At 56.6% G+C, this 25460-nt stretch carries 28 protein-coding genes; 21 read left to right on the top strand and 7 right to left on the bottom strand.

The features are described from left to right. The first annotated feature begins 38 nt into the window (after positions 1–38). From L8I05_RS25835 to L8I05_RS25760, 16 genes are all read left to right on the top strand, one after another. Positions 39–647: a hypothetical protein gene (locus L8I05_RS25835; RefSeq protein ID WP_242173683.1), complete on the top strand. Its 609-nt coding sequence runs from the start codon at positions 39–41 to the stop codon at positions 645–647. Further along, positions 644–859, top strand: coding sequence for a DUF2635 domain-containing protein (locus L8I05_RS25830; protein ID WP_242173680.1), 216 nt, complete (start codon positions 644–646; stop codon positions 857–859). Before L8I05_RS25835 ends, L8I05_RS25830 begins: the two co-directional genes overlap by 4 nt. Then, a complete protein-coding gene (locus L8I05_RS25825) occupies positions 856–2352 on the top strand; it encodes a phage tail sheath subtilisin-like domain-containing protein (RefSeq protein ID WP_242173677.1) in 1497 nt (498 codons plus the stop codon). Before L8I05_RS25830 ends, L8I05_RS25825 begins: the two co-directional genes overlap by 4 nt. A gap of 54 nt (positions 2353–2406) precedes the next feature. Continuing rightward, entirely contained in the window at positions 2407–2754 is a 348-nt protein-coding gene (locus L8I05_RS25820; protein ID WP_242173579.1) for a phage tail tube protein, read from the top strand. After that, a complete protein-coding gene (locus L8I05_RS25815) occupies positions 2754–3056 on the top strand; it encodes a phage tail assembly protein (RefSeq protein WP_242173560.1) in 303 nt (100 codons plus the stop codon). The genes L8I05_RS25820 and L8I05_RS25815 overlap by 1 nt, the downstream gene beginning before the upstream one ends. Before the next feature lie 130 nt (positions 3057–3186). After that, positions 3187–5220 (top strand): phage tail tape measure protein, encoded by a 2034-nt coding sequence (locus tag L8I05_RS25810; protein ID WP_242173558.1) that lies wholly within the window; start codon positions 3187–3189, stop codon positions 5218–5220. A gap of 3 nt (positions 5221–5223) precedes the next feature. Further along, the gene (locus L8I05_RS25805) at positions 5224–6459 is read left to right on the top strand and encodes a DNA circularization N-terminal domain-containing protein (RefSeq protein WP_242173554.1); all 1236 of its coding nucleotides are present in this window, start codon (positions 5224–5226) and stop codon (positions 6457–6459) included. Between the two features lie 5 nt (positions 6460–6464). Continuing rightward, positions 6465–7571, top strand: a complete 1107-nt coding sequence (locus L8I05_RS25800) for a phage baseplate assembly protein (protein WP_242173551.1) — start codon at positions 6465–6467, stop codon at positions 7569–7571. Further along, complete coding sequence (locus tag L8I05_RS25795; protein WP_242173532.1) at positions 7568–8077, top strand: phage baseplate assembly protein V; 510 nt, start codon at positions 7568–7570, stop codon at positions 8075–8077. The genes L8I05_RS25800 and L8I05_RS25795 overlap by 4 nt, the downstream gene beginning before the upstream one ends. 2 nt (positions 8078–8079) lie before the next feature. Then, positions 8080–8481: a phage GP46 family protein gene (locus L8I05_RS25790; RefSeq protein WP_242173499.1), complete on the top strand. Its 402-nt coding sequence runs from the start codon at positions 8080–8082 to the stop codon at positions 8479–8481. Then, positions 8471–9511, top strand: a complete 1041-nt coding sequence (locus L8I05_RS25785) for a baseplate J/gp47 family protein (RefSeq protein WP_242173496.1) — start codon at positions 8471–8473, stop codon at positions 9509–9511. Before L8I05_RS25790 ends, L8I05_RS25785 begins: the two co-directional genes overlap by 11 nt. Next, the gene (locus tag L8I05_RS25780) at positions 9502–10098 is read left to right on the top strand and encodes a putative phage tail protein (protein ID WP_242173493.1); all 597 of its coding nucleotides are present in this window, start codon (positions 9502–9504) and stop codon (positions 10096–10098) included. The genes L8I05_RS25785 and L8I05_RS25780 overlap by 10 nt, the downstream gene beginning before the upstream one ends. 9 nt (positions 10099–10107) lie before the next feature. Beyond that, positions 10108–11094 (top strand): hypothetical protein, encoded by a 987-nt coding sequence (locus tag L8I05_RS25775; protein ID WP_242173490.1) that lies wholly within the window; start codon positions 10108–10110, stop codon positions 11092–11094. Position 11095: 1 nt separating this feature from the next. After that, positions 11096–11515, top strand: coding sequence for a tail fiber assembly protein (locus L8I05_RS25770; RefSeq protein WP_242173473.1), 420 nt, complete (start codon positions 11096–11098; stop codon positions 11513–11515). Between the two features lie 63 nt (positions 11516–11578). Then, a complete protein-coding gene (locus L8I05_RS25765) occupies positions 11579–12004 on the top strand; it encodes a structural protein (RefSeq protein ID WP_242173469.1) in 426 nt (141 codons plus the stop codon). Further along, complete coding sequence (locus L8I05_RS25760) at positions 12001–12531, top strand: lysis system i-spanin subunit Rz (RefSeq protein WP_242173467.1); 531 nt, start codon at positions 12001–12003, stop codon at positions 12529–12531. The genes L8I05_RS25765 and L8I05_RS25760 overlap by 4 nt, the downstream gene beginning before the upstream one ends. Before the next feature lie 89 nt (positions 12532–12620). On the opposite strand, the gene L8I05_RS25755 is transcribed toward L8I05_RS25760, so the two are convergent. Further along, the gene (locus tag L8I05_RS25755; protein ID WP_242173463.1) at positions 12621–13370 is read right to left on the bottom strand and encodes an SOS response-associated peptidase family protein; all 750 of its coding nucleotides are present in this window, start codon (positions 13368–13370) and stop codon (positions 12621–12623) included. 100 nt (positions 13371–13470) lie between these two features. Here L8I05_RS25755 and L8I05_RS25750 point away from each other — a divergent pair, with 100 nt between their 5' ends. Together L8I05_RS25750 and umuC are read left to right on the top strand one after the other, a co-directional pair. After that, entirely contained in the window at positions 13471–13896 is a 426-nt protein-coding gene (locus tag L8I05_RS25750) for a S24 family peptidase (protein WP_242173459.1), read from the top strand. Continuing rightward, positions 13889–15163: a translesion error-prone DNA polymerase V subunit UmuC gene (gene umuC / locus L8I05_RS25745; RefSeq protein WP_242173456.1), complete on the top strand. Its 1275-nt coding sequence runs from the start codon at positions 13889–13891 to the stop codon at positions 15161–15163. Before L8I05_RS25750 ends, umuC begins: the two co-directional genes overlap by 8 nt. A 3-nt stretch (positions 15164–15166) precedes the next feature. On the opposite strand, the gene L8I05_RS25740 is transcribed toward umuC, so the two are convergent. Further along, on the bottom strand, positions 15167–15376 hold the full coding sequence (locus L8I05_RS25740) for a hypothetical protein (RefSeq protein ID WP_017528106.1): 210 nt from the start codon (positions 15374–15376) through the stop codon (positions 15167–15169). A gap of 737 nt (positions 15377–16113) precedes the next feature. On the opposite strand from L8I05_RS25740, the gene L8I05_RS25735 reads away from it, so the two are divergent. Then, a complete protein-coding gene (locus tag L8I05_RS25735) occupies positions 16114–16620 on the top strand; it encodes a hypothetical protein (RefSeq protein ID WP_242173409.1) in 507 nt (168 codons plus the stop codon). A gap of 314 nt (positions 16621–16934) precedes the next feature. Here the strand turns inward: L8I05_RS25735 and L8I05_RS25730 are convergent, their stop codons facing one another. Next, the gene (locus L8I05_RS25730; protein WP_242173406.1) at positions 16935–21779 is read right to left on the bottom strand and encodes an RHS repeat-associated core domain-containing protein; all 4845 of its coding nucleotides are present in this window, start codon (positions 21777–21779) and stop codon (positions 16935–16937) included. Positions 21780–22000: 221 nt separating this feature from the next. Then, entirely contained in the window at positions 22001–22669 is a 669-nt protein-coding gene (locus tag L8I05_RS25725) for an acyltransferase (RefSeq protein WP_242173388.1), read from the bottom strand. A gap of 142 nt (positions 22670–22811) precedes the next feature. On the opposite strand from L8I05_RS25725, the gene L8I05_RS25720 reads away from it, so the two are divergent. Beyond that, complete coding sequence (locus L8I05_RS25720; protein WP_242173383.1) at positions 22812–23009, top strand: hypothetical protein; 198 nt, start codon at positions 22812–22814, stop codon at positions 23007–23009. An 18-nt stretch (positions 23010–23027) separates the two neighbouring features. Here the strand turns inward: L8I05_RS25720 and L8I05_RS25715 are convergent, their stop codons facing one another. From L8I05_RS25715 to L8I05_RS25705, 3 genes are all read right to left on the bottom strand, one after another. Continuing rightward, positions 23028–23591 (bottom strand): hypothetical protein, encoded by a 564-nt coding sequence (locus L8I05_RS25715; RefSeq protein WP_242173380.1) that lies wholly within the window; start codon positions 23589–23591, stop codon positions 23028–23030. A gap of 428 nt (positions 23592–24019) precedes the next feature. Further along, positions 24020–24172 carry a hypothetical protein gene (locus L8I05_RS25710; RefSeq protein WP_242173377.1) on the bottom strand — a complete coding sequence of 51 codons (153 nt, stop codon included), beginning with the start codon at positions 24170–24172 and terminating at the stop codon, positions 24020–24022. A 214-nt stretch (positions 24173–24386) separates the two neighbouring features. Beyond that, positions 24387–24866, bottom strand: a complete 480-nt coding sequence (locus L8I05_RS25705; protein ID WP_242173360.1) for a hypothetical protein — start codon at positions 24864–24866, stop codon at positions 24387–24389. Positions 24867–25161: 295 nt separating this feature from the next. Between L8I05_RS25705 and L8I05_RS25700 the strand changes: the two genes are divergently transcribed. Beyond that, the gene (locus L8I05_RS25700) at positions 25162–25458 is read left to right on the top strand and encodes a putative quinol monooxygenase (protein ID WP_242173357.1); all 297 of its coding nucleotides are present in this window, start codon (positions 25162–25164) and stop codon (positions 25456–25458) included. Positions 25459–25460: the final 2 nt, after the last annotated feature.

Below are 25460 nucleotides of genomic sequence, written 5' to 3'. Positions count from 1 at the left end.
CCCGTACCCCGGGGCTTTTTTATGCCTGGAGTTCAACGGTGAAGCTGATTCCGATCATCAAGCACCTGCGCAATACCTGCCCGTCTTTCAAGCGCCGCGTGTATGGCGGCCTTGATTGGGATCCTGTGGCCAAGAGCGTGCAAACCGACATGCCGGCGGCCTATGTGATCTGCATTGGAGACTCTGCAGAGCCTTCCGACACTTCGGGGGTGATTCGTCAAAAGGTCCGCGACGCCATCGACGTAAACGTTGAGGTCTGGTGCGAAGACGAGCGCGGGCAGGGTGCTGCCGACCTTATTGACGATCTACGCGCTGAGCTTTGGCGGGCGCTGGTGGGCTTTAAGCCGGGCGGCGATGGCAATCCGCTGCAGTACGACGACGGCGAGCTGTTGCTGATTGACCGCGCCAAGGCGGTCTACCGCTTCCGCTTCTTCACCGAATTCATGATTGGCCGCAACGATGTGGCGCCCGGTCAGCCGCTTGGCCCGCCCGAGACCTGGCAAGAGGTCGAGCAAGACGGGTTGCCTGGGTTTGAGGGGGTAGACCTCGATGTCGATTTTATCGACCCCATGCACGACAAAAACCGTTCCCCAACCGGCCCTGATGGCCGTATCGAAATCAAAGCCCGCGAGGATGTGAAACCGTGACGCAAATCTATCTGAAACCAGCGGCCGGCCGGGACACTCCCGACCCGGCCAAGGGCGGCGCCCTGCTGCCTGCAGAGGGCGATTCCGTGCCCCTGAACGCTTACTGGCAACGCCGTATCGATGACGGCGACGTGATCAAGGCCGAGCCCGCCAAGAAGCCCGCAGCGGCGCTCAAGGCCGCGCCGACCGATAAGGGGGGTGCTGACGTATGAGCGTAGGGTTTAACACTATCCCGAGTGATATCCGGGTGCCGCTGTTTTATGCCGAGGTCGACAACTCCCAGGCCAACACTGCCCAGGAAAGTCTGCGCCGGCTGATCATCGCCCAGGTGAACGATGATGCAGATAACGAAGACGTTGGCCGCCTGGTGCTGGTGTCGCGGTCGACGCAGGCAGCCCTGATTGGTGGACAGGGCTCGATGCTGGCCGCGATGCACAAGCGTCTACGCAGCATCGACGTTGCCGGCGAGGTCTGGTGTTTGCCGCTGAAAGTGACAACCGGCACCGCTTCGAAAGCCGCCGTTACCGTAACGGGCACGGCGACAGAGGCCGGGTTGCTCTATCTGTACGTAGCGGGTAAGCGGGTTCGCTCAATTGTCCCCGCTTTGGCCAGCGCTACGGCTGTGGCGGCGGCGCTCGCCCAGGCGATCAACGATGACATCGATCTGCCCGTTACTGCAGCAGCGGCTGAATCGGTTGTGACGTTGACCTGCAAGTTTAAGGGCGAGCTGGGCAATGACATTACGCTGCAGCTGAACCGCCTGGGCCGTGCAAACGGAGAGTTCACGCCGCCTGGCATTACTGCAACAGTGGCCGTTATGGCCGGCGGCACCGGAACCCCTGAAATGTCCGTCGCTTTGGCCGCCCTGGGCGATGAGCCTTTCGAGTTCATCGCCCAACCCTGGACCGACCCCACCACGCTTGATGCGTGGAAGGCTGCCATGGATGAGAGTTCCGGCCGCTGGTCATGGTCCAAGCAACTCTATGGGCATGTGTACAGCGCAAAACGCGGCACGCTGGGCCAGCTGGTGGCCGTTGGGCGTGCGCGAAACGATCCGCATATCTGCATCGGTGGCTTTGAGAAAAGCGTGCCAAATCCGGTGTGGGAGATTGTCGCGCAGTTTATGGCGCGTACTGCTGTGTTTATCAACGCAGACCCGGCCCGCCCAACTCAAACCGGCGAACTGGGTGCGATCCAGCCGGCAGCGGCCAGTGATCGCTTTTTGATTGATGAGGCCCAGTCGCTGTTGAGCAACGGCATTGCCACGTTCAACTATTCCGGCGGCTCTGTGCGGATTCAGCGCGCTATTACGACCTATCAGCGTAATGCTTACGGGCAAGCCGATGATTCGTATCTGGACAGTGAACCACTGCACCAATCGGCGTACGTGATTCGCTTTCTGCGCACGCGCATTACCAGCAAGTACGGGCGACACAAACTCGCCAATGACGGCACCGCCTTCGGCCCAGGGCAAGCCATCGTTACCCCGATGGTGATCCGTGGCGAGCTGATCGCGGCCTATGGTGAGCTGGAGCGCATGGGCCTGGTCGAGAATGCAGAAATGTTCAAGGCCAACCTGATCGTGGAGCGAGACTCGAACAACCCGAACCGCTTGAACGTCCTGTTCCCGCCGGATCTGGTGAACCAGCTGCGTGTGTTTGCGCTGCTGTACCAATTCCGCTCGCAATACCCCGAAGCGGCGTAAGCCGACAACTGAACACCCAGCCCGCCCAGTGCGGGCTTTTTCATGGGAGGCCGTATGGGCCAAGCAGTCGCAGGAACCTGTTACATCAAGGTCGACGGTAGCCAGCTCGTAATTACGGGCGGCGTTGAAGTGCCTATTTCCAAGGTCAAGCGCGAAACCATCCGCCCGGGTTACTTCAAGGAAGAAGACGTGACCCCGTCCGTGAAGGTCGACGCGGTTAAAACCAAGGGTCTAGACCTGGCCAAGATCACTACCAACACCAACATGACCGTAACCGCCGAATTCAAGGACGGCAGCGTGTATGTGTTGAGCGGCGCTTACCTGGTGGATGACGCCACGGTGAACGGCGATGACGGAAAACTCACCCTCAAATTTGAAGGCATTAACGGAGATTGGCAGTAATGACCAACACGACTATTCACAAACTGAAAGTACCTATCACCGCACACGGCGAGCAGCTGACCGAGCTGGACGTGCGCCGTCCTACTACCAAGGAAGTGCGGGCCATCAAGGCGCTGCCGTACACCCTGAGCGAGAACAGCATGCCAGTGGTGGAGCCTGACGTGGTGTGCAAGTACATCGCGGTTTGCGCCGCGATCCCGCAAAGCTCTGTCGAGCAGCTGGACCTGGCCGACCTGAATGAACTGGCTTGGGTGCTGATCAATTTTTTCATCAATCCGGCGTCGACTCCGCAGACCGCTTAATCAGCCTGGTCTATGACCTGGCGTATTTCTGGAAGGCCGACCCCGACAGCATGATGGGGCGGCCGATAGATGCGCTGCTTGAGAGTTTCGAGCAAGCGCACCGGATCTTGAGAGAACAGCAGGTGGATTGATGGCCGATAAGTTCCAGCTCAAGGCGCTGATTACCGGCGTCGACAAGCTGTCGCCGATGCTGGGCACCGTTCGTAAAAACGCTATGGGGCTGCGCAAGCAGCTGAACAGCACTGGCCTCGGCAAAATCACGTTCATGGAAGCCCTGAAAGGCGGCGCCATTGCGGCGCCGTTCGTGATGGGGGTCAAGGCCGCGATTGGCTTTGAAAGCGCCATGGCGGACGTTAAGAAGGTGGTTAACTTCGATACGCCGCAGCAGTTCAAGGAGATGAGCCAGGACGTTCGCAACCTGTCCAAAGAGCTGCCGATGTCGGCCGAGGGTATCGCCGCTATCGTGGCGGCGGGTGGTCAATCCGGCATTGCCCGTGACGAGCTGAATGCGTTTGCGCAGGACGCAGTAAAGATGGGCATTGCCTTTGACACCACGGCCGAAGAATCCGGCTCGATGATGGCGAAGTGGCGGACCGCGTTTAAGTTGAACCAGACCGAAGTGGTGGTGTTGGCCGACAAGATTAACGAGTTGGGCAATACCGGCGCCGCGACGGTTGGGCAAATATCCAAGATCGTGACGGCCATCGGCCCGCTGGGGGAAATCGCCGGCCTCAATGCGGGGCAGATTGCCGCGATGGCGTCTTCTCTGGCAGGTGTGGGCATTGCCGAAGACGTGGCCGCGACGGGCATGAAGAACTTCGCGCTTACGCTGACTGCCGGCACGGCGGCCACCAAGTCGCAAAAGCAGGCTTTCAAGGCGCTGCGCCTTGACTCGGCGGCGATTGCCAAAGGCATGTCGGTTGACTCCGAGGGCACCATTAACAAGGTGCTTAAGTCGATTGCCAAGGTCGAGAAAAGCAAACAGGCGGCCGTGCTGACGCAGCTGTTCGGCAAGGAGTCGGTCGGGGCCATCGCGCCGCTGTTGACCAATTTGGACACGCTGCAAAAGAACTTCGGCTTGGTCAACGACCAGCAGCGGTATGGCGGCTCGATGCAGAGGGAATACGCATCCAGGGCGGCTACAACTGCGAACGCCCTGCAGCTGATGCAAAACCGCGTTACGGACTTGGGTATTTCTGTCGGGTCGGCATTGCTCCCGCCGTTGAATGACTTCCTTGAGGCCATCGGCCCAATCGTCTCCCAAATATCGACGGTGGTTTCTGCAAACCCAGCGCTGATTAAGGCGATTGTCGGGGCTGCTGCAGGTTTTGCCGTACTGCGCCTGGCAGTGGTTGCCGCCACTTTTGCTATGACCCTGTTCGACAACGTGACGAAGAAAAGCATCGTCGGGATTGTCGTGCGCGGGCTGGCGATGGCCGCCGGCATGCTGATTGCCAACTGGTCGACGGTGGCCCCGTACTTCCAGGCTATCTGGGAAAAGATTCAAGGACCGGCGATGGTGCTGTGGGGTTGGCTGAAAACGGCCTTTTCCTACACGCCGCTTGCCCAGGTGATTGAAAACTGGGGGCCGCTGACGGATTTTTTTGAAGCGACGTGGGAGCTGGTCAAGGCGCTGTCTGTGCCGTTCTTTGACTTCATGGAGGGTGCTTTTGACTTCTCCCCACTGGGTTTGATCATCAAGCACTGGGCGCCAATCACGGCGTGGTTTCAGGGGTTGTGGGACACCATCAAGCCGATCATCGAGCCCATCTTGAAATTCATGGGGGCGGGTGAGGGCGGCCCCGGGATCATCAAGACCGCGACCGAAAAGGCCAAAGGCTGGGCGCAGGAACAGCGCGAAAGAAACGCAGGTGCCGGGGGCGGTACAGGCGCCTTTGTGCAGGCTGACGCGGTGGATAGGGCGATTACTACCCAGTCGGCGCGCAATGCGTCCATGGGTGGCCTGGATGCTAAATCCCTGTTGCGTGCCCCTGGTGCGCCGTCGATCAATCAGCAAGCCGCAGCCAATCAGCGCACCAATCTGGAAGGCTCGCTGCTTATCAAGATGGAAGGCGCGCCGCCAGGTACGCGCGTGGAAAGTTCTACCAATCAGCCAGGCCTTAAGGTCGATCAGCAATTGGGCACCCGTAGCCTGTCGAGGTAAGTAATGGCCACTTGGCGCGAGCAGTTACAACCGGCGTCCTTTCGTGGGGTGCCGTTTCACGTTGATTCGGAAAGCACCCCCGTAGGTCGCCGGACACAGGTGCATGAATTTCCCCAGCGCAATAAGCCATTTGTTGAAGACCTGGGCGAGCAAACCCGGATCATCAAGTTTTCCGCTTTTGTGGTGGGGGAGGACTGTTTCTTTCAGCGCGACAACTTGCTGAAAGCGTTGAACCAGCCCGGGCCGGGGACGCTGATTCATCCATGGTATGGGCAGATGTATGGCACCGCTACAGACTGTTCGGCGGGCCATGCCTGGAATGAGGGCGGTGTAGCTCGCTTTGAGCTGATGTTTGTAGAAGGAGGCGAAAAGGGCTACCCGGCCGGCGTGCCGAACACGGCGCGCCAGTTGGAGGCCGAGAATGAAAGCCTCTTGGATTCGGCGATAGCGCGGTACAAGGCTGCGATGGCCCTGGTCAACAAAGCCCGCCTGAGCATCAAGGCGCTGCAGAACGGCCTGGCCGGTGTGCAGATGTTCATTCAGCAGGAAATCAGCCAGATAACGGGCCTGGTTAGCTCTGTGGTCACGCTGGCCGACATGGTGGCGAACTTCCCGAACAATCTGGCGACCATGATGCAGTCGCAGTTCTCTGGTATGGCTAACGACTTCGACCGATTCAGCCTTTCGCGTCGGACCGCTGGGAGCAAGGTAGACGCTGCTCGCAGCATTGCTGCACTGCCTGCGCCTGCAGGTGGTGCGGCCACCGTCGCGGCCGTGACGGCTACGCGTGACCTGGTGCGTGACGTGTTGATCATTGACGCGTTGCGCATTGTCGCGGCTATGCCGGTGGTGCAGGCGCCGCCGGCGCTGCCTGGCGTTCCTACCTTGGAACAGCAGGTAGCGGCGCCGATTGAGCGGGTCGAGGTTCCTGTTACTGACGATGTGCTGGTGCTGCGCGATTTGATCAGTGCAGAGATATGGGACGCGCAACTGCTGGCCCCCTACGCGCACTTTGATCGCCTGGATAACGCCAGAAAGCTGGTCAGGGCACACCTGGCCGAAGTGGCCCGGGCGGGCGTGCGGTTGATCGAGGTCACCCCGAAGCAAACCTTGCCGGCGTTCGTGCTGGCCTATCAGCAGTTCGGCGATGCATCGCGCGCCGATGAAATCGTTACGCGTAACGCCGTGCAGCATCCGGGGTTCTTACCGCCGCTGCCGTTGCAAGTCGCCCAGGAGTAACCCCAATGGAACCGCAAAACGCTGTGACACTGAGTGTCAACGGCATGGATTACAGCGGCTGGACGAAAGTCAGCATCACCGCATCCATTGAGCGCCAGTGCCGTTCGTTCGACGTTGGCGTGACGTGGGAGCTTTCCGGGGACGCGCCTATCCCCATTCGCCAGGGCGACCGCTGCGCCATTCGTATTGGTGCCGACCACGTGTTGACGGCTTTCGTCTTCAAGACGCCGATTAGCTACGACGCCAAGCAAATCACCCGGGGCATTGGCGGCCGCTCCAAGACGGCGGATCTGGTCGACTGCGCAGCGATCAACAAACCCGGCCAATGGCGCGGGCAAAGTCTGCAGACAATCGTTAAGGCGTTGGCCTCGTCCTATGACATTGACGTTATCAGCCAGGTGGCCGAAACCAGCCAAATCGCGGACCACACGATAGAGCCTGGCGAGACGGTTTTTGAATCCATTGACCGGCTGTTAACGCTTTCGCGCCTGCTGTCGACTGACGACGAACTGGGCCGCCTGGTGATCGTCTCGCCGGGCAGCGCCGGCCGTGCAGTGGATCGCTTGGAACTGGGCCAGAACATCCTGACAGGCGCGTCTGATCTGGATTTTTCCGGGGTGTTTTCAGAGTACCGCGTAATCGGCCAGCGCAAGGGCACGGACGAGGAAAACGGCAAGACGGTTTCAGAGGTCTCCGCCACGGTTACCGATAGCCGCGCGCCGCGTCGTCGTGTGCTGCTGATTCAGGAAAGCGGCCAGATGAGTTCAGAGCTTGTCCAGGCCAGGGCGAACTGGGAGCGCGGCAACCGCATTGGTAAGGCGCTGACGTTGAATTACAAGGTTCAGGGATGGCGGCAATCAAACGGCGCGTTGTGGCGGGTGAATTTGATTGTTCGTGTGGTTGACCCCGCCTTGGGCATGGACCGGGACATGTTGATTAGTGAGGTGAAGTACGACCTCGACGAGAGCGGCACCACCTGCAGCCTTTCGGTCGCCCCGGCCGAGGCCTTTCTACCCGAACCGAAGGACCGCCACAAATCGCGCAAGCTCAAGAAGGGCGGCGCCGCTGACAACTTCGAATACTTGATTCCTGCCGACTGGAAGCCCGAATGAGCAACATTAAAAACATCTTGGTGCGTGGCGTTCTTAGCCTGGTTGAGCCGATGCGCAAAATGCAGGAACTGCAGGTTCGGCTGATGGCGGATGAGGTCAAGGACGGCATGGAGCATTTTGAGCCCTACGGTTTCACCTCAAACGCCAAGGGCGGCGCCGAAGTGTTGGCGGGCTTCTTTGGCGGTGACCGCTCACACGGCGTGGTGGTCTGTGTCGCTGACCGGCGCTTTCGCCTGCAGGGGCTGGAGAGCGGAGAGGTAGCGCTTTACACCGATGAAGGCGACAAGCTGCACTTTAAGCGCGGCCGGGTGATTGAGATCGAAACCATGACCCTTAAGGTCAAGGCAGATACGGCGGTCGAGTTCGACACGCCGGAGATACGCACCACCGGCAAGATTGTTTCTGCAGGTGATCAGGTGGCTGCCGGCATTAGCCAGGTTAAACATGGCCACACCGAAGTCATGAAGGGCGACGGCCTTTCCGGCCCACCTGCAGCGGCGGGCTGATCATGCCAATTATTAACGAAGACGTAACCGAAAGCGTGTGGCGGCGGGCGGCGGTTGTCAGCCTGTTGACCTGGCGCCGCGCCGGCAATGATGACGCGCTTGATGACGGCGAGCGCTATGGCTGGTGGGGTGACAGTTTTCCCACGCTGACCAATGACCAAATTGGTTCCCGGTTGTGGCAGCTGCGCCGCCGAACCCTCAACGCGGACACGGTAAGGGACGCCACGACGTTCGCCCGGGAGTCGCTGCAATGGATGCTCGATGACGGGCGCGTGGTGTCCGTCGACATCACCACCACGCGCGGCGTCGACCGCCTAGGCATGCGCATATCGTTGGTCTTCCGAGACGGTACGGCGCTGGAATTTTCTCTTGATAACTTGTGGCAGGTGATCCATGCCGTTTAACACTCCGACTATGCCGGAGCTGATCAGCCGCGCCCGTAGCGATTTGGCAGGTGCTAGCGCGCTGCTGCGCTCCGATGCTGAGGTATTAGCCCGGGTGCATTCCGCAAGTTCATACGGGCGTTACGCCCATCAAAAGTACATCGCTCAACAAATCCTGCCCGATACAGCGGATGAGGACACGTTGCGCAGAATGGCGCGGTCAAGGCTTAAACGTGACCGATTGCCAGCGGTTGCAGCCAAAGGCACTGCCAGTTTTAAAGGCGCAGCGCATGCGCTGCTCGATGCCGGCACGCTGCTGCAGCGTGACGATGGCCAGCGCTTCCGGGTTTCGTTATCCGTAACGCTCGCCGGTACTGCAGGTGTTGCCTCATTAGAGGCAGTTGAAACGGGCGTGCTGGGCAACACCCCGGCGGGGACTGTTTTGCGCACGGTGTCTCCCGTGCTGGGGATCGCCGACACGTTTACCGTTCTTGCCCCTGGTATTTCTGGCGGGACGGAGCAGGAAGGGCTGGAGTCCCTGCGCGCCCGGGTAGTTCGCTCCTATCGTGTTATCCCTCACGGTGGTAACACCAGCGACTACGAAACCTGGGCGCTTGAGGTGCCAGGTGTGACCCGTGCATGGGTGCGCCCTAAGTGGATGGGGCCAGGTACGGTAGCCGTGTTCATTGCGAGAGACGGCGATTTAAGCCCTATTCCTGGACCTGAGGCGTTAGCGGATGCCCTGGCTTATATCGAGGGTGAACGGCCGGTGACAGCCGAACTGGCCGTTTTGGCACCGATAGAAAAGCCTGTTCAGTACGTAATCAAGCTGATGCCGGATAGCGGTGCAATCCGGCAAGCGGTCGAGGCCGAACTTGTGGACCTGCATAGCCGAGAGGCTGAGCTTGGCGGCACGCTTTTGAATACACATATTCGGGAGGCGATCAGCGGCGCGGCAGGGGAAATAGATCACGCGCTGTTAAGCCCTGCAGGCGACGTGGTGCCGGCGGCCAATGAGCTGCTGACCTTTGGGGGGATCGCATGGCGATAAGGACAGCGGAAGACTACTACCAACAAATGGTCGCGCTGCTACCGCCGGGGCCGGCCTGGGATACGGAGTTGGTGCCCGAGGTTCACCAGTTGCTGCAGGCGGGCTCTGTTGAGCTGGCCCGCGAGGATCTACGGCTATCCGACTTGCTGGCCGAGAGCGACCCCGATTTGGTGCGCGAGCTGGTGCCCGACTGGGAGCGGGTAATGAAACTGCCCGACCCATGCCTGGGAGAAAAACCGGCTTTCGAGGATCGCCAGCTGGCCGTGCGCCGCCGACTGGTCGCGGTGGGTAGTCAGAAACTTTCCTACCTTATCGACATCGCCGTGAGCCAGGGCTACCCCAACGCGAGCATTACCGAACATCGCGCGCCACGCATGGGGCGCTCTCGTTTTGGCGTAGCGCGCTTCGGCACCTGGAACGCTCAGTTTATGTGGGTGTTGAACACGGGGGGCCGACACCGCGCGGGCCGGCGCTTTGGTGCCAGTTTTTGGGGTGAGCGTTTCGGACGCAATCCAGGCGACACCATTGAATGCCTTATCCGAAGAGCAGCACCGGCGCACACCATTGTGCACATTAATTATGATTAAGGATTGAACGTGGATTTTCCTAAAAGTGTTCCCGGTGTGGGGCTTATTAATGGTCAGTTTATCGATGAAAACACGACGACTGGGCAACCTGGCTCGCTTATCCCTTCTGTGTGGGGGAACAGTGTCACACATGAAATTCTTAGTGTTTTGGAAGCGGCAGGAATAAAGCCCGATGAGTTAAAGACTAACCAGCTTGCTGAGGCTATTTCCAAAATCGTAGCTGCTACATCCGTTAAGTGGGAGAACGTAGCTAACAAACCCAAAGATGTTGCCGGCTACGAAATCAAAGACGTATACACTAAGACTCAAAGTGACAAGCTTGTCGAGGGAGTAGTTAAAAAAACCGGCGGTAACATGTCGGGACAATTGGAGATGTTTAACGGAACGGAAGATTCTCCAGAGGTTGCGTTTATTACGCCTACAACAGCAGTATATATGGACGTAGTAACCGATACTTTCCGCATGTTTGCCGCATACGGTGGTAAAACTCTATATCCCTTAATTTTGAATATGGCGAGCAAAACCGCCACTATTTTTGGCTCCAGCATTTGGACAGGCGCAAACTTTAACCCCGCCGAAAAAGTTGATGGTGATCGATGCACGACCGCCGGGTTTGCTGGCGGCGGCGATGTCACGTCTGACCCGTATATGCGCCATGTGAACGGTACGGTCACGTACCTTGCATCCAAAGCATATAGCGTTTTTGGATTCCAGATCGTTAAAGGGGCGACCGGGTATATTAAATTTCCCGACTTTCTCGGCGGGTTAATTTTGCAATGGACTAAGACCCCTACGCTAAGTACGCAAGTTAGTTATACCTGGAATTTCCCGATTAGGTTTCCTAATGAGGTGTTCGGGGTTACCGGAACAATGATTGGTGGTAGCCAGGGACCGCTGGAGGTTTCTGTTCTGCCAAATAATTCAAGCGTGGGACTTGCGGTAGGTATTGTAACTGCAGCAGTCGGACCATCTTACGTATTGGCGTGGGGGCACTAAAATGACAAAGTTTTATATTGTTTTTAACGATGACGGGACGCTGTCCGCCCGACTACCGATGAACGCTGATGTGGCAGACCCTCTGCCTAAAAATATTGCGTCGGTTAGCGAAGAGCTATGGCTGAAAACCATGCAGGAAAATGACGGGGTCTGGACGCGCGACGCTAAGGGAGAGATTAAAAAATATCCGTTTCCCCCGCCGTCATCACAGGAAAACCTTGCCGCCAATACGGACCGCCAGGAGGCGCTGCTTAAGTCGGCTTCTCAGGCCATGACGCCCCTGCTTATGTCCTTGCAGTTGGGTGATGCAACGGACGAAGAAACCGCCAGTGCCAAAGCGTGGCAAGGCTACTGCCGCGCTCTAAAGGCCGTAGATCTGCTGGCGCAGTCTCCGTCGTGGCCCGATAAACCTGACGTTTGAAAGCTCTGCAAGATCTCAATGAGCCCGGCCCGCGAGCCGGTTTTTTTTCGCCTGGAGAATGCTATGCCTCTGATCGAAACCCGAGGGGTGCGCAACAGGAACCCCGGCAACATCGATTACAACCCGGCCAACCAGTGGCAAGGCCAGCTCAAGCCAGATCCAACTATCGAAACGCGCTTCGCCCGGTTCGATAGTGCTGAGAACGGTATCCGTGCCCTGGGTAAGGTGCTGCTGACGTATCAACGCAAACACGGCTTGAGGACGGTGAAGGCTATTATCAGCCGCTGGGCGCCGTCGGTAGAGAACGATACCGCCGCCTATGTGCGCGCCGTCGAAGCAAACACCGGCTCTCGGCCAGGTGCCGAGGTCGACCTGACCCAGCCGGCAGTGATGGCTGGCTTCGTGAAGGCGATCATCCATCACGAGAATGCGGGCTATGCCTATCCTGGCGCAGTCTTGGCCGAAGGCGTGCGGCGGGCGCTGGCATGACGCAGGTGCAGAATCTGGTCGTTCTAGCTGTGCTGGTTCTGGTGCTGATGGCCGGTGCCTGCGGCGTGACCTGGCAGGTTCAGGACTGGCGCCTGGGAAAGAAGCTCGCCGAGCAGCTCGCTGAGCAGGGCATTGCGCACCAAAAAGACCTGGACGCAATCACCGGCGAGGCCTGGCGTCAGCAGGCCTCCGAGCAGGACAAGCGGCTGGCCACCGAGCTGCAACTCGCCACCCTGGACCAACAACACACCAAGGAATTATCCGATGCTCAGAGCAACCAGGCTCTTCTGCGTGACCACCTTGCTACTACTGAGTTGCGGTTGTCAGTCCTTCTCGACGCCACGGATACAGCCAGTGTCTGCAACGTGCCTACCACCGGCGGCGCCGTCGGCGTGGTTCATGCAGCCCGTCGAGCCCAACTTGACCCAGCGCATGCTCAAAGAATTATCGCCATCACCGACGATGGTGATAACGCCGTGATCGCGTTGCGAGCGTGCCAGGCGTATGCCAGGGCGATTGCACAATGACGTCGTTGAACTACCATCAGTCGTGGCGTTCGTATTGCGATCATTGAGTTAACAGTCAGGGCACCATGGATAAGCGGCTTGCAGGTCTTTCATTTCTGCTTACCCTTGGTTGGGTCATCACCGTCGTGTTCGTCATGTGGTTTTTCAGCTGATGGGTACGGCTCAACGAGTTCGGGGCTCTGGTTCCTGACGTTCCCGACGGCCTTTCCAACAGGAAACCACTCGAACTCTTCGGTCGGCAGACACAGCTCTTTCGCAATTTCTTCGGCGCGGGATGGTGGAAGATCTGGTTCAAGCCATTCATTTGCATGCTGCGGTGTAAGCACTAACGGTCTGCGGTCATGTATATCGACCATGCCCTGATCGCTCGCAGCGGTGATGATGACGAAACCGTCACCTTCGTGCGGCTCAAGACCCGGATGCACCTGGGCCAAGGCGCCAAAGAACATCGGCTTTCTGCTTTTCAATCGGATGAAGTAGGGCTGCTTCTTTTTCGGGTCGTCCGGGTCTTTCACCCATTCATACCAGCCTTCGCTCGGCACGATTGCCCGGCCTTTTGGCCACAGTTGTTTGAAAAATTTGCCAGTAGTGACGGTCTCGACCCGAGCATTAATCGGATCTGGTCGTTTTCCTTTCGCCCAAAACGGGGCCCATCCCCAGTGCACGGCGTCAATGTGCAACCCGTCCTCTTTGCTGTGCAGCAACTGCACGCGAGTCGTAGGCGCTACGTTATACCGGTTGATCGGTTCTGCGTCGTAGCCACTGAACAATTCGATCTGAGGGTTCAACTCCTCAATGTAGATCGCCATTCCCTCGTACTGCACAAATCGTCCACACACAGAACACCTCCGCCTGTCGAAATCCCCTACAGAGAAATTGACCGCAAGCCGCTTACAAAGTTAACTGTACATTCGTACAGTATTTGCATAAGGCATTGTCATGAGCTTCAACATCCTGGGCCCGATAGCCAGCGGCGGCGCGAAACTCCCTCTTTGTTCGTTTCACGTGCCTGCTGGCTTTCCGTCCCCTGCGGCCGACCATATCGAGCAGCATATTTCTTTGGATGAAGTGCTCAACATCAGAGCGCCGCACGTTTACCTGGTGATGATCACGGGAGAAAGCATGCAGGGAGCCGGAATCTTCGAAGGCGACCTTGCGGTGGTTGACCGTTCAATCGAGCCAGCCCACGGGCACATTGTTGTGGCGCTGCTGAATAATGACCCGATGTGCAAACGCCTGTGCAAGCGCGGCAAAGAGGTGATTCTCCTTTCCGAAAATCCTAAATATCCGGCGCGCTACGTACTGGAGGGCGATGAACTATCGATCTGGGGCGTGATCACCAGCACCGTGCGCAGCCATGTCTAATCCACCAGTCTTCGCACTGATCGACTGCAACAGCTTTTACGCCAGTTGCGAGCGAGTATTCCGGCCCGACTTGGCCAAGACTCCAATCGTCGTGCTGAGCAACAACGATGGCTGTGTGATTGCCCGGAGCTATGACGCCAAGCCATTCGTCAAGATGGGCGAGCCGTACTTTCAGATAAAGCACAAACTCAAGCAGCACGGGATCATCCCCTTTTCCTCGAATTACGCGCTCTATGGCGATATGAGTGAGCGCGTGATGACCCTTATCGAATCGATGGTGCCCGCCGTCGAGATCTACAGCATCGACGAGGCCTTCGCCGATCTCACGGGGATTGATGGGCTGGACGCGCTGGGGCGGCAGATCCGGGCCCAAGTACTTCGATGCACCGGCATCCCAGTAGGCGTTGGCATTGCCAGTACAAAGACACTCGCCAAGCTCGCGAACCATACTGCGAAGCGCCTGCAAGCGCAGACCGGCGGGGTGGTAAACATCACTGATACGGTCAAGCGTGACTGGGTACTTCGCAACACCGACGTTTCTGAGGTGTGGGGCGTAGGTCGGAAGATGAAGCTCCACCTCGACGCACTGGGCATCAAGTCCGCTATGGACTTGGCCAAAGCCGACCCCTGGACGCTCCGCAAAAAATTCAGCGTGGTGATCGAGAAGACTGCCCGCGAGCTCGCCGGCACCTCATGCCTGGAACTGGATGAGCCTGACCCACCCAAGCAAGAAATCTGCTGTAGCCGGATGTTCGGAAAGCGTCTCACCGAACTTCCGCCGATCAAGGAGGCGGTGGCCACCTACATGATGCGAGCCTCGGAAAAGCTCCGTTCGCAGAACTCGCTCTGCAAGAAAGTACGTGTCTGCATTCGCACCGGGATGTTCAACGCGGAGGAGGCGAAGTATGCCAATGGCGTGGTGGTGGATATGCCATATCCAACAGACGACGTGAGATTGCTGACAAAGGCTGCCGTCGATGCGCTCGACCGCATTTTTCGGCCAGGTTTCAAATACAGCAAGGCTGAAGTGATGTTGCTGAATCTTTGTCAGCCAGGGGAATATACCGACGACCTTTTTGCGATGTCGCAGCCGGCAGAGGCAACAAGGGTCATGACGGTGTTAGACCAGATCAATGACAGGTGGGGAAGGGGGACGCTACGGTCGGCCAGTGTGCCAACGAACCCCGACTGGGGAATGCGCCGCGAGATGATGAGCCAGAGCTACACAACGCGGCTGGACCAACTCTGGTCAGTCACCTGTAAGTAACGATTATTCCGGCGCCATCAGCACCGCCAATGTCAGCTTAATGAACTCCTCGTTCTCGTCGATGGTGTGCAAAGCGCCGCGGATGTTCTCTGCGACGTCTGCGGAGCCGCGCTGCTCAACCCAATTCGAGAGCTCCATGATGGACGCTTCGAGGGCGAGTTGATTTTCGTAGAGCTTCGAGAGCAGGGAGGGTAGTAGGTCGGTATTCGGCATGTCTGTTCCTCGGTTGAATGAACAGCGTAGCAGTGGGTGTAAAGAGGTATTTGATTTAAGTCGGCAGGAGGCCGGAGAGAGGGGCAAAATCAGTTCCAAAACTAAAACCGCGCCCCTTGTAGAATGCGGTCTGTAGCTCGGATGATTTCCGTCAGTAATGGAACGCCGAAGGCCTTCAAAGCACCGGCCCACTTGAGTTTGCGTAGCGGTCTTGAAAACCGGCGAACGTTAATAGCGTTCCCAGGGTTCGAATCCCTGGTTTCCCGCCAAGATTCAGACGAAAGCCTCGCACTAGCGGGGCTTTTGTGTTTCTGGGGGTTGATGGCGTAAGACGGTTTCTCATGGGGGCGAAACCTTGACTATTCGAAGGGCTTGGCGTCCTCACCAATCCTTCGGTAAATCCATTTGGTGACCGTCCCTATAATGGCGTCAATTGGTTCGGGGCGCTTGCCCTTGGCCCACAATGGCAGCCATCCCCATCGGCGCTGCGATTTACACGGGCCACCACCAGGCGCATGCGCAGCGTGGCCCCACACTAATTTAACCGATTAAATTTGTAGCCTTTCTGGCGAGCTTTTACTCGTCATGTTTTTGTTTTTTTACTATTATCGTTCATCTGCGTACTCAAGGAAGAGAGGCTGAGCGCCTTGAGGCTGGTAGAAAATTTCACTCGATCATTGAGTGAGTTATTACTTTACCCAGAACCTAACGACTCAGCCAACCGTAATGGACTCTTGGTGGAACCGATGGATAAAATGTGTGGCATTGTTGTAGTGGTAGGACTGGCCCTCTCGGGATGCGCTACGAAAACACCAGAAAAAACTGACGTGGCTCCACCTCCTGCCGTCGTCCAGGAAGCCCCCCCTGAAGTCGCACACACCACTCCAGAAAACTGGACAGTCCGCTACGAGGCTGCGCCTGCGAACGCCCGTGCTGATTCACATGTCCCTGCCGCTCCGGAATCCGCGAAGGCAGAATCAGAAACAGACCTGAACCAAAATCGCGCTGAGCAATGCCGTAAAGAGCTGGATGTCTTAAAGGTCTACAACAAAGTGTCTTACAACAAATACGAGGCGGAATACCAGGCCATTGCTGCCAAGACGGCCAAGTACATGGAAATCAAAGACTCACTAGGTCCCGATTTAAACTACATGGTCATGCCCGCTTATCAATTTCAAATTCGCGAGTTCTGCTTCCGGGTTAAGACCCGTCTCTCGGAGCTCGTGCTTCGCCAAGCCAAGTAATGATTCCGCGTGAGGGTGAGTCTTTTGCCAGTGAGGGAAACACTGAAAAAGACGTCCATCTCTGGTGAAATACTCGCCTCACGCCAATCACAATGAACATTCAAAGGCCACGGCCTGCGGGCAGTTGCATAGCGGTCTTGAAAGCCGGCGGACGTTAATAGCGTTCCCAGGGTTCGAATCCCTGGTTTTCCGCCAAACATAAAAGGAAATCCCGCGCACCGAGGTGCTGCGGGATTTTTTTTGCCTGCGATTTGGGTTTTATAACCCGTCTGTGCGCAGTTTGTGGAGGCGGTCACGCCGCCTTATCAAGGTTTTCAACGGAGGCGGAATCTCCAACTTTTCCCGAAGTTTCCCCAAGGAAGCCACGTAAGGTCGCCGACAAGGCTGTTGCCAGTCTGGACGAGTTCGGATTGGGATTCGAGCGCGTTTGTATTCCCCAAGGCCCCCGTCGTGACGAAGAGGATTGTATTGATCTCGGCGACGCTGAAGCTTTGTATGGCTGCCTTGAATGTCAGCGCGTTTGCGTTGAATCCAATATCCTTTAAGAATCGCGCCTTCAGGGTTAAACGCCCAAGCTCCTTGAGCTGTCCCAGTTGTCTGAGTGCGGTTGTAGCGGTGGGAACCGCTTTACCCGCGAGGTTTCTGGCAGCCGCAAAAGCGGTTCGCGCCAGGTATATGGAGAGCGTCGCCGTTTTTCCCGCCAACGAGGCCAGGCCACCGAGTGCTCCAGACCCCAGGGATATCCAGCCCAGCGCCTTGGACAGCTCGGGATTGGTATCGCTGGTCAATACTGATCCGACCGCTGCGCCAAGCGAGAGCGCGGCCAACGAGGCCGCCACCACGAGCGTTAAACCGCCCGTCAGGAAGGTTGAGAGTATGCCAACCCCTCCCCAAATGATGGCGCTGATCAATGCGCCTGCGGATCCGGATCCGAACCCAAGTGCCCGAGGCTGCGTACCTCCATAACGGGCCGTCCATTGGGCCTGCACGTCTTGGTGCCCGCTGGGGTCTTGATAATTGACAGGATCGCCATTGGCACAGTAGCCATACATGTTCGGGCCACCGTCTCCGTGTGGGCTTAAAGTGTCCATTTTTTCGAAACCCTTTCTCTGCGGGTCATACCAGCGGTACCCCATACCCAGCGGGGACTGGCCAGTGGCGGCGTCGCGGTATTCGCCGTTGAAGCCCAGCATTGAGTCGGGCTCGTCGGAAAAATGCTCGCCCCAGGCTGTATAAGCGTGGTGTTTAAAGGTTTCGGCGTTGAGGTCGTAGCTGACGCACACGGTGCCATTGGCGTCGCGCAGTTCAAACAGCGTTCTCATAACCCCCGAGCGTTTGATCTGCTGCACCGTGCAGCCCGAGCTCCCAGGGTTAAGGTTGCGATAAGCATCATCGCTTCCAAGTGAATACTCGCCACATACGTTGAGCCCGTCATAGATCAGTTGGGTTTGTTCGCCGTCTTGCTCGCGGGTCATCAAACGGTCCGAGGGGTCGTAGCTGTACCGGGTACTCCCGGCCTGGGTCAATCGCCCCAGCCAGTCATAGGTGTACTTTTTACCGGTATGGTCCTGGGTCATCTGCCCGGCCAGGTCATAACTCAAGGTGGCGAGCGCGGTGGTGTAGTCCGCATGATCGTTCTTCAGCGTTTTCAGGCGAAAACCATTCAAGCCGTCATAGGTGTAGGTCGCGGTATTCTTCTCGGTGCCGAAAGTGGTGATACACGTGGTGACATTACCCAATGCGTCGTAAGTAAAGTCCTGCTTGTCGATGTATTTGTTCTTGGGCGTCTTCGGTCGCCATACACCGGTGGTGGTGCAGGCCTTCAGTCGCCCGCCCGGAGTGTAGGTCAGGCTGCGCGAGCCCAGCACAGTACTCCCTTGTTTGAGCTGCACCGACTTCAATTTGTCATCGGCGTAGTAGGTGCTCGACAACGTGAGGTCAACTTTGCCGCTGAGTGTAAATTGGCGGCTGGTTTCCCGGTGTTGTGAATCGTAGGTGTAATTCGCAGCAAAGCTGATGGTCGGATCGGACGACTTTATGGGACCTCTGATCGTTTCTTGCTGAATGCGTCCTTGCTCATCGTAATTATGATCGGTCCTAAAACGACGACTGTCGGCGGATAAGCGCTGCCCCGTCACGTTGTAATCAAACACTGTCCTATTACCTAGCGTGTCTGTCCTTTCGATCGCGCGCCCACCCATCGAGTAGCTCGAAAGCGCCTCTTTGGCTTGGCCGGGCTGCGTTTCTACGCGCTGTTGGGTCACGTGTAGATAGCGGTCATGGGTGTACTCGAGCAAACGCTCGCCTTCGCTGGCCGTCGCGATACCCTGCGCTCCGTAGGCGTAAGTGAAGTTCTTTTGCTCGCCGGCGTTAGCGGTTCGGGTTTTGGCCAGGCGATTACCCAGTTCCTTGATGTATTCATGCTGCAGGACGCTGCCTTCAGCGGTCTCGGTGGATGTTGGCACCTTGCTGGCGCCGACATAGGTGTAGGTTTCGGTGCAGGTGCCGCGTGTCATGGATGTGACTCGGCCCCAACTGTCGAAGGTGCGTTTACCGAGGCGCTGGCGTTTGCCGTCGAACTCGATCTCCACCTGTTCGGCCTCACGCAGTAGCCATTGCTTGGGGTAGGTGTAGTAGTAGGTGTAGACAAGACTTGGCGCGAGTAACCCTTTGGCTTTTTCGCTATGTTTTTCGCTCAGCAGGCGGCCGCTGCCATCGTAGGTGTAATCAATGGTGGTTTCGCCCAGCTCGCCGTCGATGTGCAGCCGCGTGACCAGTTTGAACTGGCTGTAGCTGGCTGTCTGGGTTTGATAGACCTTGCCATCCTCGCCTTTCCATTCGATTTTTTTGATCGTCTTATCTGTGTTAAAGGAGGTGACTGTAGCGTGCTTGTCGGTGGCTTTTCCCGTCCACTGCGTGCGCGTCAACGCGACGGGATCGTAGAAATCGAAGTCCTGGCGACCGTCGCTGTACGTGATGCCGCAGACCTGGTTCCAGTCATCATATTGATTTTCCTGCCAATGGCTGACGCGAAGGCTATTGATCACATAATCATAAAAGGTGGTACGTAATTCACGCCCGATACGGTCGTAGCTGACGGTTTTGGTCAGTTTTTGTTTGTCACCTTCAATCAGATATTCACTCACCAAACGGTCTCGGCCATCGTACTGGCTCAAACGCGTTTCCCCGTTGGGTTCGGTAATTTGCACCTGCCCCGGCGCCGGGTAGGTGTAAGTGGTGACTTGGCGATAGGTCGGGCTTTGCGCGCACACCGTGAGAGTAGCCAGTTGGCCATATGGATTATAGGTGTACTCGGTACGGTTGCCATCGGTGTCGACTTGGCGAATAAGGCTGCCATTGAGGGTGCTGAGGGTTTCCGAGGCAGTGCGTTGGTTGCCCTGGTCATCCGTATCGGTGGTTGTGGTGGTCAGTTCGGTGTTGCCCGTGCCTCCCAGAGCGTATTCGAAAGTGCGCAAGGGTTCGCTTATAGTCGGTTCCAGGGTACTGTTTTTGAGGGTGGACTGGCGGATGCTCCTTTGGCGTCCTTTGCGAAAGTCGTCCTCTTCGTAGTAACCGTACTCTTTACCCGTTAATGCAGCATCGGCAAACTTACGGCTCAGGTCATTGCTGGCAAGATTGACTTGCAATGTACTGCCCAGCTTTCCCTCACTCAGTCCGGGCACAGTGGTATAGCTGTGAACTTTGAACTGCTGAACGTCGAAATTGCGGTTGCGGAGGAGGGGGAGGTCGGGGAGCAATTTCTTTAATAGGTCCGGCGATATACGAAGTACTTCGGCGGAAACATAGGAAAAATCAAAATCACTGCCAGCATCCTTGTTACGCCATTGTGGTTGCGGTTCGTCCCCCGGGTCTTTTTTGGATGCGTTAAAAATATCCCTCATTAATGAGTTTAAAGAACTTTCGTCGCCCTTAAAGTACTCAATTTTAGTAAAGAGATCATTTTGCTCATTGCTCCACAGGGCGGCGCCAGTCAATAGTTCATTTGCAATTTTTTCCGCGCGGCTTTTATTTGCTTTTTTGTAAGTGGTGGTGATATTGAGCTGGGTCAGTGCACTATTAACTACTTTTGGGTCGTAATTTTTTTCGATTTTGGCAGTACCCTGTATCACGGTTTCTGATTTGACGACATGCTTGTCATCGTATTGATAAACCGTGCTGCGGATTGCCGGTACGCCTTCACTCATGATGGTGGTGTACGCACTTTCGCTATCAAATCCATAGGCATACGTTGTGATAACAGGCGTCCCGCCCCCATTGGGTGTCAAGGTGTGCGTGTTGACGCAGGGCAATGCCGACAACTTCGGTTTGTCTGGGAAGTCCAGCCCATTGTCTTTGTATTCAACCGTCTCTTCGAGGCCATCGAAGGTCTTGATCTTTTTCAACAGCCAGCCGCATGTGGGATGCTCGTCATACTCTAAGGTCGTCTGAATGTCATCTCCCAGGCTCACGGACCGCAGGGCGTAATCCGTGATATCCAGGGTATAAGTCAGGGTTTTTGCTTTATCATCAGGCCAGAAGATAAACTTGACGCGCTCAATGGCCGGAGTTGCATCTGGGACGGCGGCGGTGTATTCGACGTGGAGCAGCCGGCGGGTAGCATCCTTGATGCCGGTCAATTGAATCTGATATTCAGGCTTTTCACTTGTCCCTTGGTTTGTTGTCTGCCAAGTGAGGTGTACGCTGTTATAGCCGTCGGTGGTCAATGTATCCGGCATATATATTTTTGTGCCTGGCACCGGTACGAGGAATTCTTTTCTGCCACCCTTCCAGCTTATCGTCAGTCCGCCGTGCTCAAACTTTTCCTTGATGCCGGGTTGGTTCTTAAGCGAATTGTTTTTTGTAAAGCTTAGAACTTCACCCGAGTACAGTGTCAATTTTCCACGGGCTTCGTCATATTGAGTCATGGGAATGAAGCAACCATCCCCTAGTGACATTCCATTATTGACCACCGGCGTGTTGTGAAGACTTAGGTCAATCACTGGCCCGTTGCCGTCGTTCCCGATTACCGAGCTCAATCGAAAATAAGTCTCGAATAGACCGGTACGTGGATCGACCACGTTGCGTTTTTGTGTGGTTGCGTTAAAGATCGGGTCGTTTTCGGAATCGACCGGGTCCGTACCCATTGGATTGTGAGCCATGTTCATCTCCCTATGCTGTATGTGCCCTATTCATTTAGAGGCTGCGGTTGCGTTTTGAACGTACGCCGCTTTCAGCAGGGAGGTAACTGTCAGTTCTCACAGGTGTTTATATTGAATGGAGCTAGCTGCCGGGGTTTTTATTCTATTGGCGCCACGAAACTTTCAGGCAGGGCCCACGCGTGTACGCCAATGATGTCGGGGTGAGGTGAATTCGCTATGGGTTAATCCTTTTCCGAAGCAAGGTACTGCGCTTCAAGATCAAGAAGGTCACGGCTTCTGTTCTTTATGCGCTTGGCCGGAATGCCGAAGTATATCCCCCAGGCCTCGGTGGATTTGGGCACCATGGTCATAGCCCCTACAGAACATCCCTCGGCCAGGTTGACACCCGGAAGCACGATTGAGTGGGTGCCTATGATCACGTGCCGACCGATATGGAAAGGGCTTTTAGTTTCGGTCTTGTAGGCGCTGGGGACGGTTGGGTTGGTCAGTGTTTTACCTGAGTAGTCATCTGACTGAGTGAACACTTGGCAGCCGTAGGCCAGGCCGGAAAAGTCCTCCATGGTCACACCTGATTCGCCGCCGGCCACGTTGCTGAAAATAGCAATGTGCACGTTCCGGCCAAGGGTTACTTTTCCCGAGATCACGCAAAAATCATCAATGCGGCTGTTGTCGCCGATTGAAAGTTGATCGCAGTTGTAGAGGGAGGCTTTGTCGCTGATCTTTACCTGCTTGCCCAGCTTCTTGAAGCCCATTTCCTGAGTTGAGTGTCTGTCAGAAATGCCATTTGGCTGTCTGCCTGTCGGCAATGTCAAAAAAGTTTTCTTTAAACAGGCGCCAATGCTCAGCGCGCGCGGGGCAGGGAAACCTGCTGTTCGCATTTGATGGGCCAACGCTGCACATTTTTTACTGTTCGTCGGTCGTACTTGAAGCGCCTTCTCTGGAAACCATTCGTCTAACGCTCTGCACTTTGCAAGCGGTGCCGCCTCTCAAACTTAAGCGCGGGTTTTCCGCGCGCCAGAGTGGAGAGCCAGCATGGACATCAACGAGAAAGCCCCAGGCAATCTATCCCAGCAGGCCGTCACGCGCGGCACGGACAATGAAGCCGGCCATGATCCTCGGCGTGATGACGAAGCGGCTGAATTGCCGCCGGAGGACGATGCGCCCCTGGAAGAGGACATGTCGGATGTGGACGCTGCCGATTCGGTCGCCAGTGAGCATCCCGACAATTAAACGTTGTGAGGGATCAACTCAGCAATTGAATACCGGTGCAAAGCGCTCTTCACGTTTCTTGAAGTGAATGGGCGCCATGGGGACTTTTTCGCCGTTCACGAAAATAACCGGAAAGGTCAGAGTGAAGTCGTCCATGTCGCCTTTGCCCAAGGGCGTACCCTTGAGGTCGGAACTGGATATTGCCTTGGGGTCAAAGCCGGTTTTCAGCAACTCGACACTGACCTGATAGGTATTTCCCGACGCCAATTGCACGGTGACCAGTGGTGAGGTGGCACTGACCCACAGCGCTATGTCCTGATCGAGCTGGCGCGGTCTATAGAGACGGCCGAACACACGAAGCTCGGTCTCAACGGAGCGCGGTTTGCCGTACCCGCTGTAGCTGTCCGGTGGCGCGACATACACCAGCACGTGAACCCAATTGAGCGCCTCAGAGGACGGCGCAACGCTCATCGCCGCCTTGGGGCCGGGGCACGTGCGTTGAAGCAGGGCGTTTTCACCGATTGAAGAGTCCGGATGCAGATAAGGCCCCGTGCTACATCCCGCGACCAGTGCCAGTAGCGAATACAGGAGGTATTTGTTCATCAGGCCAATTCCATTTGCTGTGAGCGGGCGTGCATTAAAGCATTTCCCTCGCCTGCGAAGGCCTTCGCAATGCTGGTGTTCCATAGGCAACCCGTCTGGATCAATAGTTTCGATGCAATTGCGGGTTGCCACCTGGCGTTTTGATCGCTAACCTGAAAATGTTTGAATTGTTACGAATAATTTCGGGTGCGGCCTTTTCTGGGTCGTGCGACTTCAGGACGAGGAACGAAAAATGTTTTCACACGAAGGTCCCGCGATAGAGCTGTTGCTATTGATTTTCGGCTTGGCAGGCCTGCTTTTGGTCGTCTGGTTTATTCACCACCAATACGAGCGAAAGAACGGGAAGGGCGTAAAAAAACAACAAAATCGTAACGAAAGCCGCTCCACGTAGCAAAAATGGCCGTATGCCTGTCGCCTGCGAAGAGCAATCAGCGCGGGTGCGGCACCACGAATGGGCTCGACCAATGGCCCATGTCCGGAGCGTCCATCTCTGCTTGAGTACAGCCCAGGCGTTTGGCTCGCTCCAGGGTCGACCAGATTTCGCCACCCCAGTCCGCGGGTTTTCCTTGCAGTTTGAGCACGAACTTGTGCCCTTCAACGACATTGCTCGTTCCCGCGCACTCCCAAACGCGTTGTTTTTCAGAGGTGGGCAAGGGGGCGTCCAACCTGGCTTGCGCACTCTCTGAAAGCTGGGGCGGCTTGGCGCTGCAACCTGCAAGGGCAAGCGCTAACAAGGCTGGCGTTAATCGCATTTCAATTCCTTTTGTTGTTGGCAAAGGCCCGGCAGTCGCCGGGTCATTTGGCGGCCTGAGGCTTGAGGCGCTTCATCGACCAGCGCACTACATTACCCCCAGCATCGTTACCAGAGGCCCAAACTGCAGTAGTCGTGAGCGCCATCTCGAGCGTGTCGCCCTGAAAACGCCCGGTAAAGGTTTGAGTGGTGGTGGCTTGAAGAACGCCCTGGTCGTTTTTATTGACGATGATCCGCTCGCCCTTTATCGAGTCGCTTTCACGGGTAAACGCAGTCGGGTGGTCAACGCCAGGATGGTCATGGGTGTAGTAAGCCCAGCGCTGCATCACCACGTCCTGAGTTTCCTTGGTCCGCCACCAGATAAACTGTTTGTCGTTCTTGAAGTAAACGTAAACCTGATACCCGTACCGGGTAGGGTCTTCTTTCTCTGCATACCAAAGCCCATCCGGCACTTGATAGCGTCGGGCGCTGGTGCAACCTGCGAGAAGCACTCCGATAAAAACACCCAGAAGTCGCTTTTGCATGAATTCCCTTTCAATAGGCCAGCATCGACAGCCGATGCCGAGGTGATTGATCGCGGCCGCATTAAAGCATTTTTATCGGCTGAGGCAGGACGTCGTTGCGACCCAAATCGCAGACAAAGAAAAGCCCACGATGGGGGCGCGGGCTTAAAGGTGTTCGCTTAGGAGCTGAATCCAGACTAGGCGCCCGACTGTGAAAACCGCGTGAAATGCACAAGGCATTTGCAGATTTTTGCATCGAGGCGTTCAGCTCACGTACTGTGCGCATTCCTTATCCAACTTACGCAGTGGTGTGTGCATGTCAGATGAAGTGCGGCTTGTGGTCATTATCACTACCCAGCCCGACAAAGGCTCGCAGCAGCTCGCCGCGTTCGAACGGCTGGCCCCTCACGTCAGGGCCGAGCAGGGCTGTTTGCAATACGACCTGCACCCGGTTGTGGGCAACCCCGACAGTTTCGTGCTGATCGAAAAGTGGGCCTCCAACGCTGCACTGCAGGCCCACCACGCGACTGCGCATATGCTGGAAGCGGCCAAGCACAATCCGTCTTTTCGTGCCGGGCCTGCCACCGTTTTGCGGTTAGAGGATGCGGTATAGGT

This window comes from Pseudomonas sp. MONT-RG-20F-20-E-7-02 (assembly GCF_022662395.1).
In the GTDB taxonomy this organism is placed as follows: domain Bacteria; phylum Pseudomonadota; class Gammaproteobacteria; order Pseudomonadales; family Pseudomonadaceae; genus Aquipseudomonas.
This window is presented reverse-complemented; position numbering and strand designations above follow the sequence as displayed.

Excerpts from the sequence above, each read along its gene's own strand:
- L8I05_RS25730 (WP_242173406.1), bottom strand. The coding sequence starts at position 21,779 with ATGGCTCACAATCCAATGGGTACGGACCCGGTCGATTCCGAAAACGAC.
- L8I05_RS25700 (WP_242173357.1), top strand. The coding sequence starts at position 25,162 with ATGTCAGATGAAGTGCGGCTTGTGGTCATTATCACTACCCAGCCCGAC.
- L8I05_RS25720 (WP_242173383.1), top strand. The coding sequence starts at position 22,812 with ATGGACATCAACGAGAAAGCCCCAGGCAATCTATCCCAGCAGGCCGTC.
- L8I05_RS25715 (WP_242173380.1), bottom strand. The coding sequence starts at position 23,591 with ATGAACAAATACCTCCTGTATTCGCTACTGGCACTGGTCGCGGGATGT.
- umuC (WP_242173456.1), top strand. The coding sequence starts at position 13,889 with ATGTCTAATCCACCAGTCTTCGCACTGATCGACTGCAACAGCTTTTAC.
- L8I05_RS25750 (WP_242173459.1), top strand. The coding sequence starts at position 13,471 with ATGAGCTTCAACATCCTGGGCCCGATAGCCAGCGGCGGCGCGAAACTC.
- L8I05_RS25760 (WP_242173467.1), top strand. The coding sequence starts at position 12,001 with ATGACGCAGGTGCAGAATCTGGTCGTTCTAGCTGTGCTGGTTCTGGTG.
- L8I05_RS25785 (WP_242173496.1), top strand. The coding sequence starts at position 8,471 with ATGCCGTTTAACACTCCGACTATGCCGGAGCTGATCAGCCGCGCCCGT.
- L8I05_RS25805 (WP_242173554.1), top strand. The coding sequence starts at position 5,224 with ATGGCCACTTGGCGCGAGCAGTTACAACCGGCGTCCTTTCGTGGGGTG.
- L8I05_RS25765 (WP_242173469.1), top strand. The coding sequence starts at position 11,579 with ATGCCTCTGATCGAAACCCGAGGGGTGCGCAACAGGAACCCCGGCAAC.
- L8I05_RS25770 (WP_242173473.1), top strand. The coding sequence starts at position 11,096 with ATGACAAAGTTTTATATTGTTTTTAACGATGACGGGACGCTGTCCGCC.
- L8I05_RS25740 (WP_017528106.1), bottom strand. The coding sequence starts at position 15,376 with ATGCCGAATACCGACCTACTACCCTCCCTGCTCTCGAAGCTCTACGAA.
- L8I05_RS25825 (WP_242173677.1), top strand. The coding sequence starts at position 856 with ATGAGCGTAGGGTTTAACACTATCCCGAGTGATATCCGGGTGCCGCTG.
- L8I05_RS25810 (WP_242173558.1), top strand. The coding sequence starts at position 3,187 with ATGGCCGATAAGTTCCAGCTCAAGGCGCTGATTACCGGCGTCGACAAG.
- L8I05_RS25820 (WP_242173579.1), top strand. The coding sequence starts at position 2,407 with ATGGGCCAAGCAGTCGCAGGAACCTGTTACATCAAGGTCGACGGTAGC.
- L8I05_RS25705 (WP_242173360.1), bottom strand. The coding sequence starts at position 24,866 with ATGCAAAAGCGACTTCTGGGTGTTTTTATCGGAGTGCTTCTCGCAGGT.
- L8I05_RS25790 (WP_242173499.1), top strand. The coding sequence starts at position 8,080 with ATGCCAATTATTAACGAAGACGTAACCGAAAGCGTGTGGCGGCGGGCG.
- L8I05_RS25800 (WP_242173551.1), top strand. The coding sequence starts at position 6,465 with ATGGAACCGCAAAACGCTGTGACACTGAGTGTCAACGGCATGGATTAC.
- L8I05_RS25815 (WP_242173560.1), top strand. The coding sequence starts at position 2,754 with ATGACCAACACGACTATTCACAAACTGAAAGTACCTATCACCGCACAC.
- L8I05_RS25795 (WP_242173532.1), top strand. The coding sequence starts at position 7,568 with ATGAGCAACATTAAAAACATCTTGGTGCGTGGCGTTCTTAGCCTGGTT.
- L8I05_RS25780 (WP_242173493.1), top strand. The coding sequence starts at position 9,502 with ATGGCGATAAGGACAGCGGAAGACTACTACCAACAAATGGTCGCGCTG.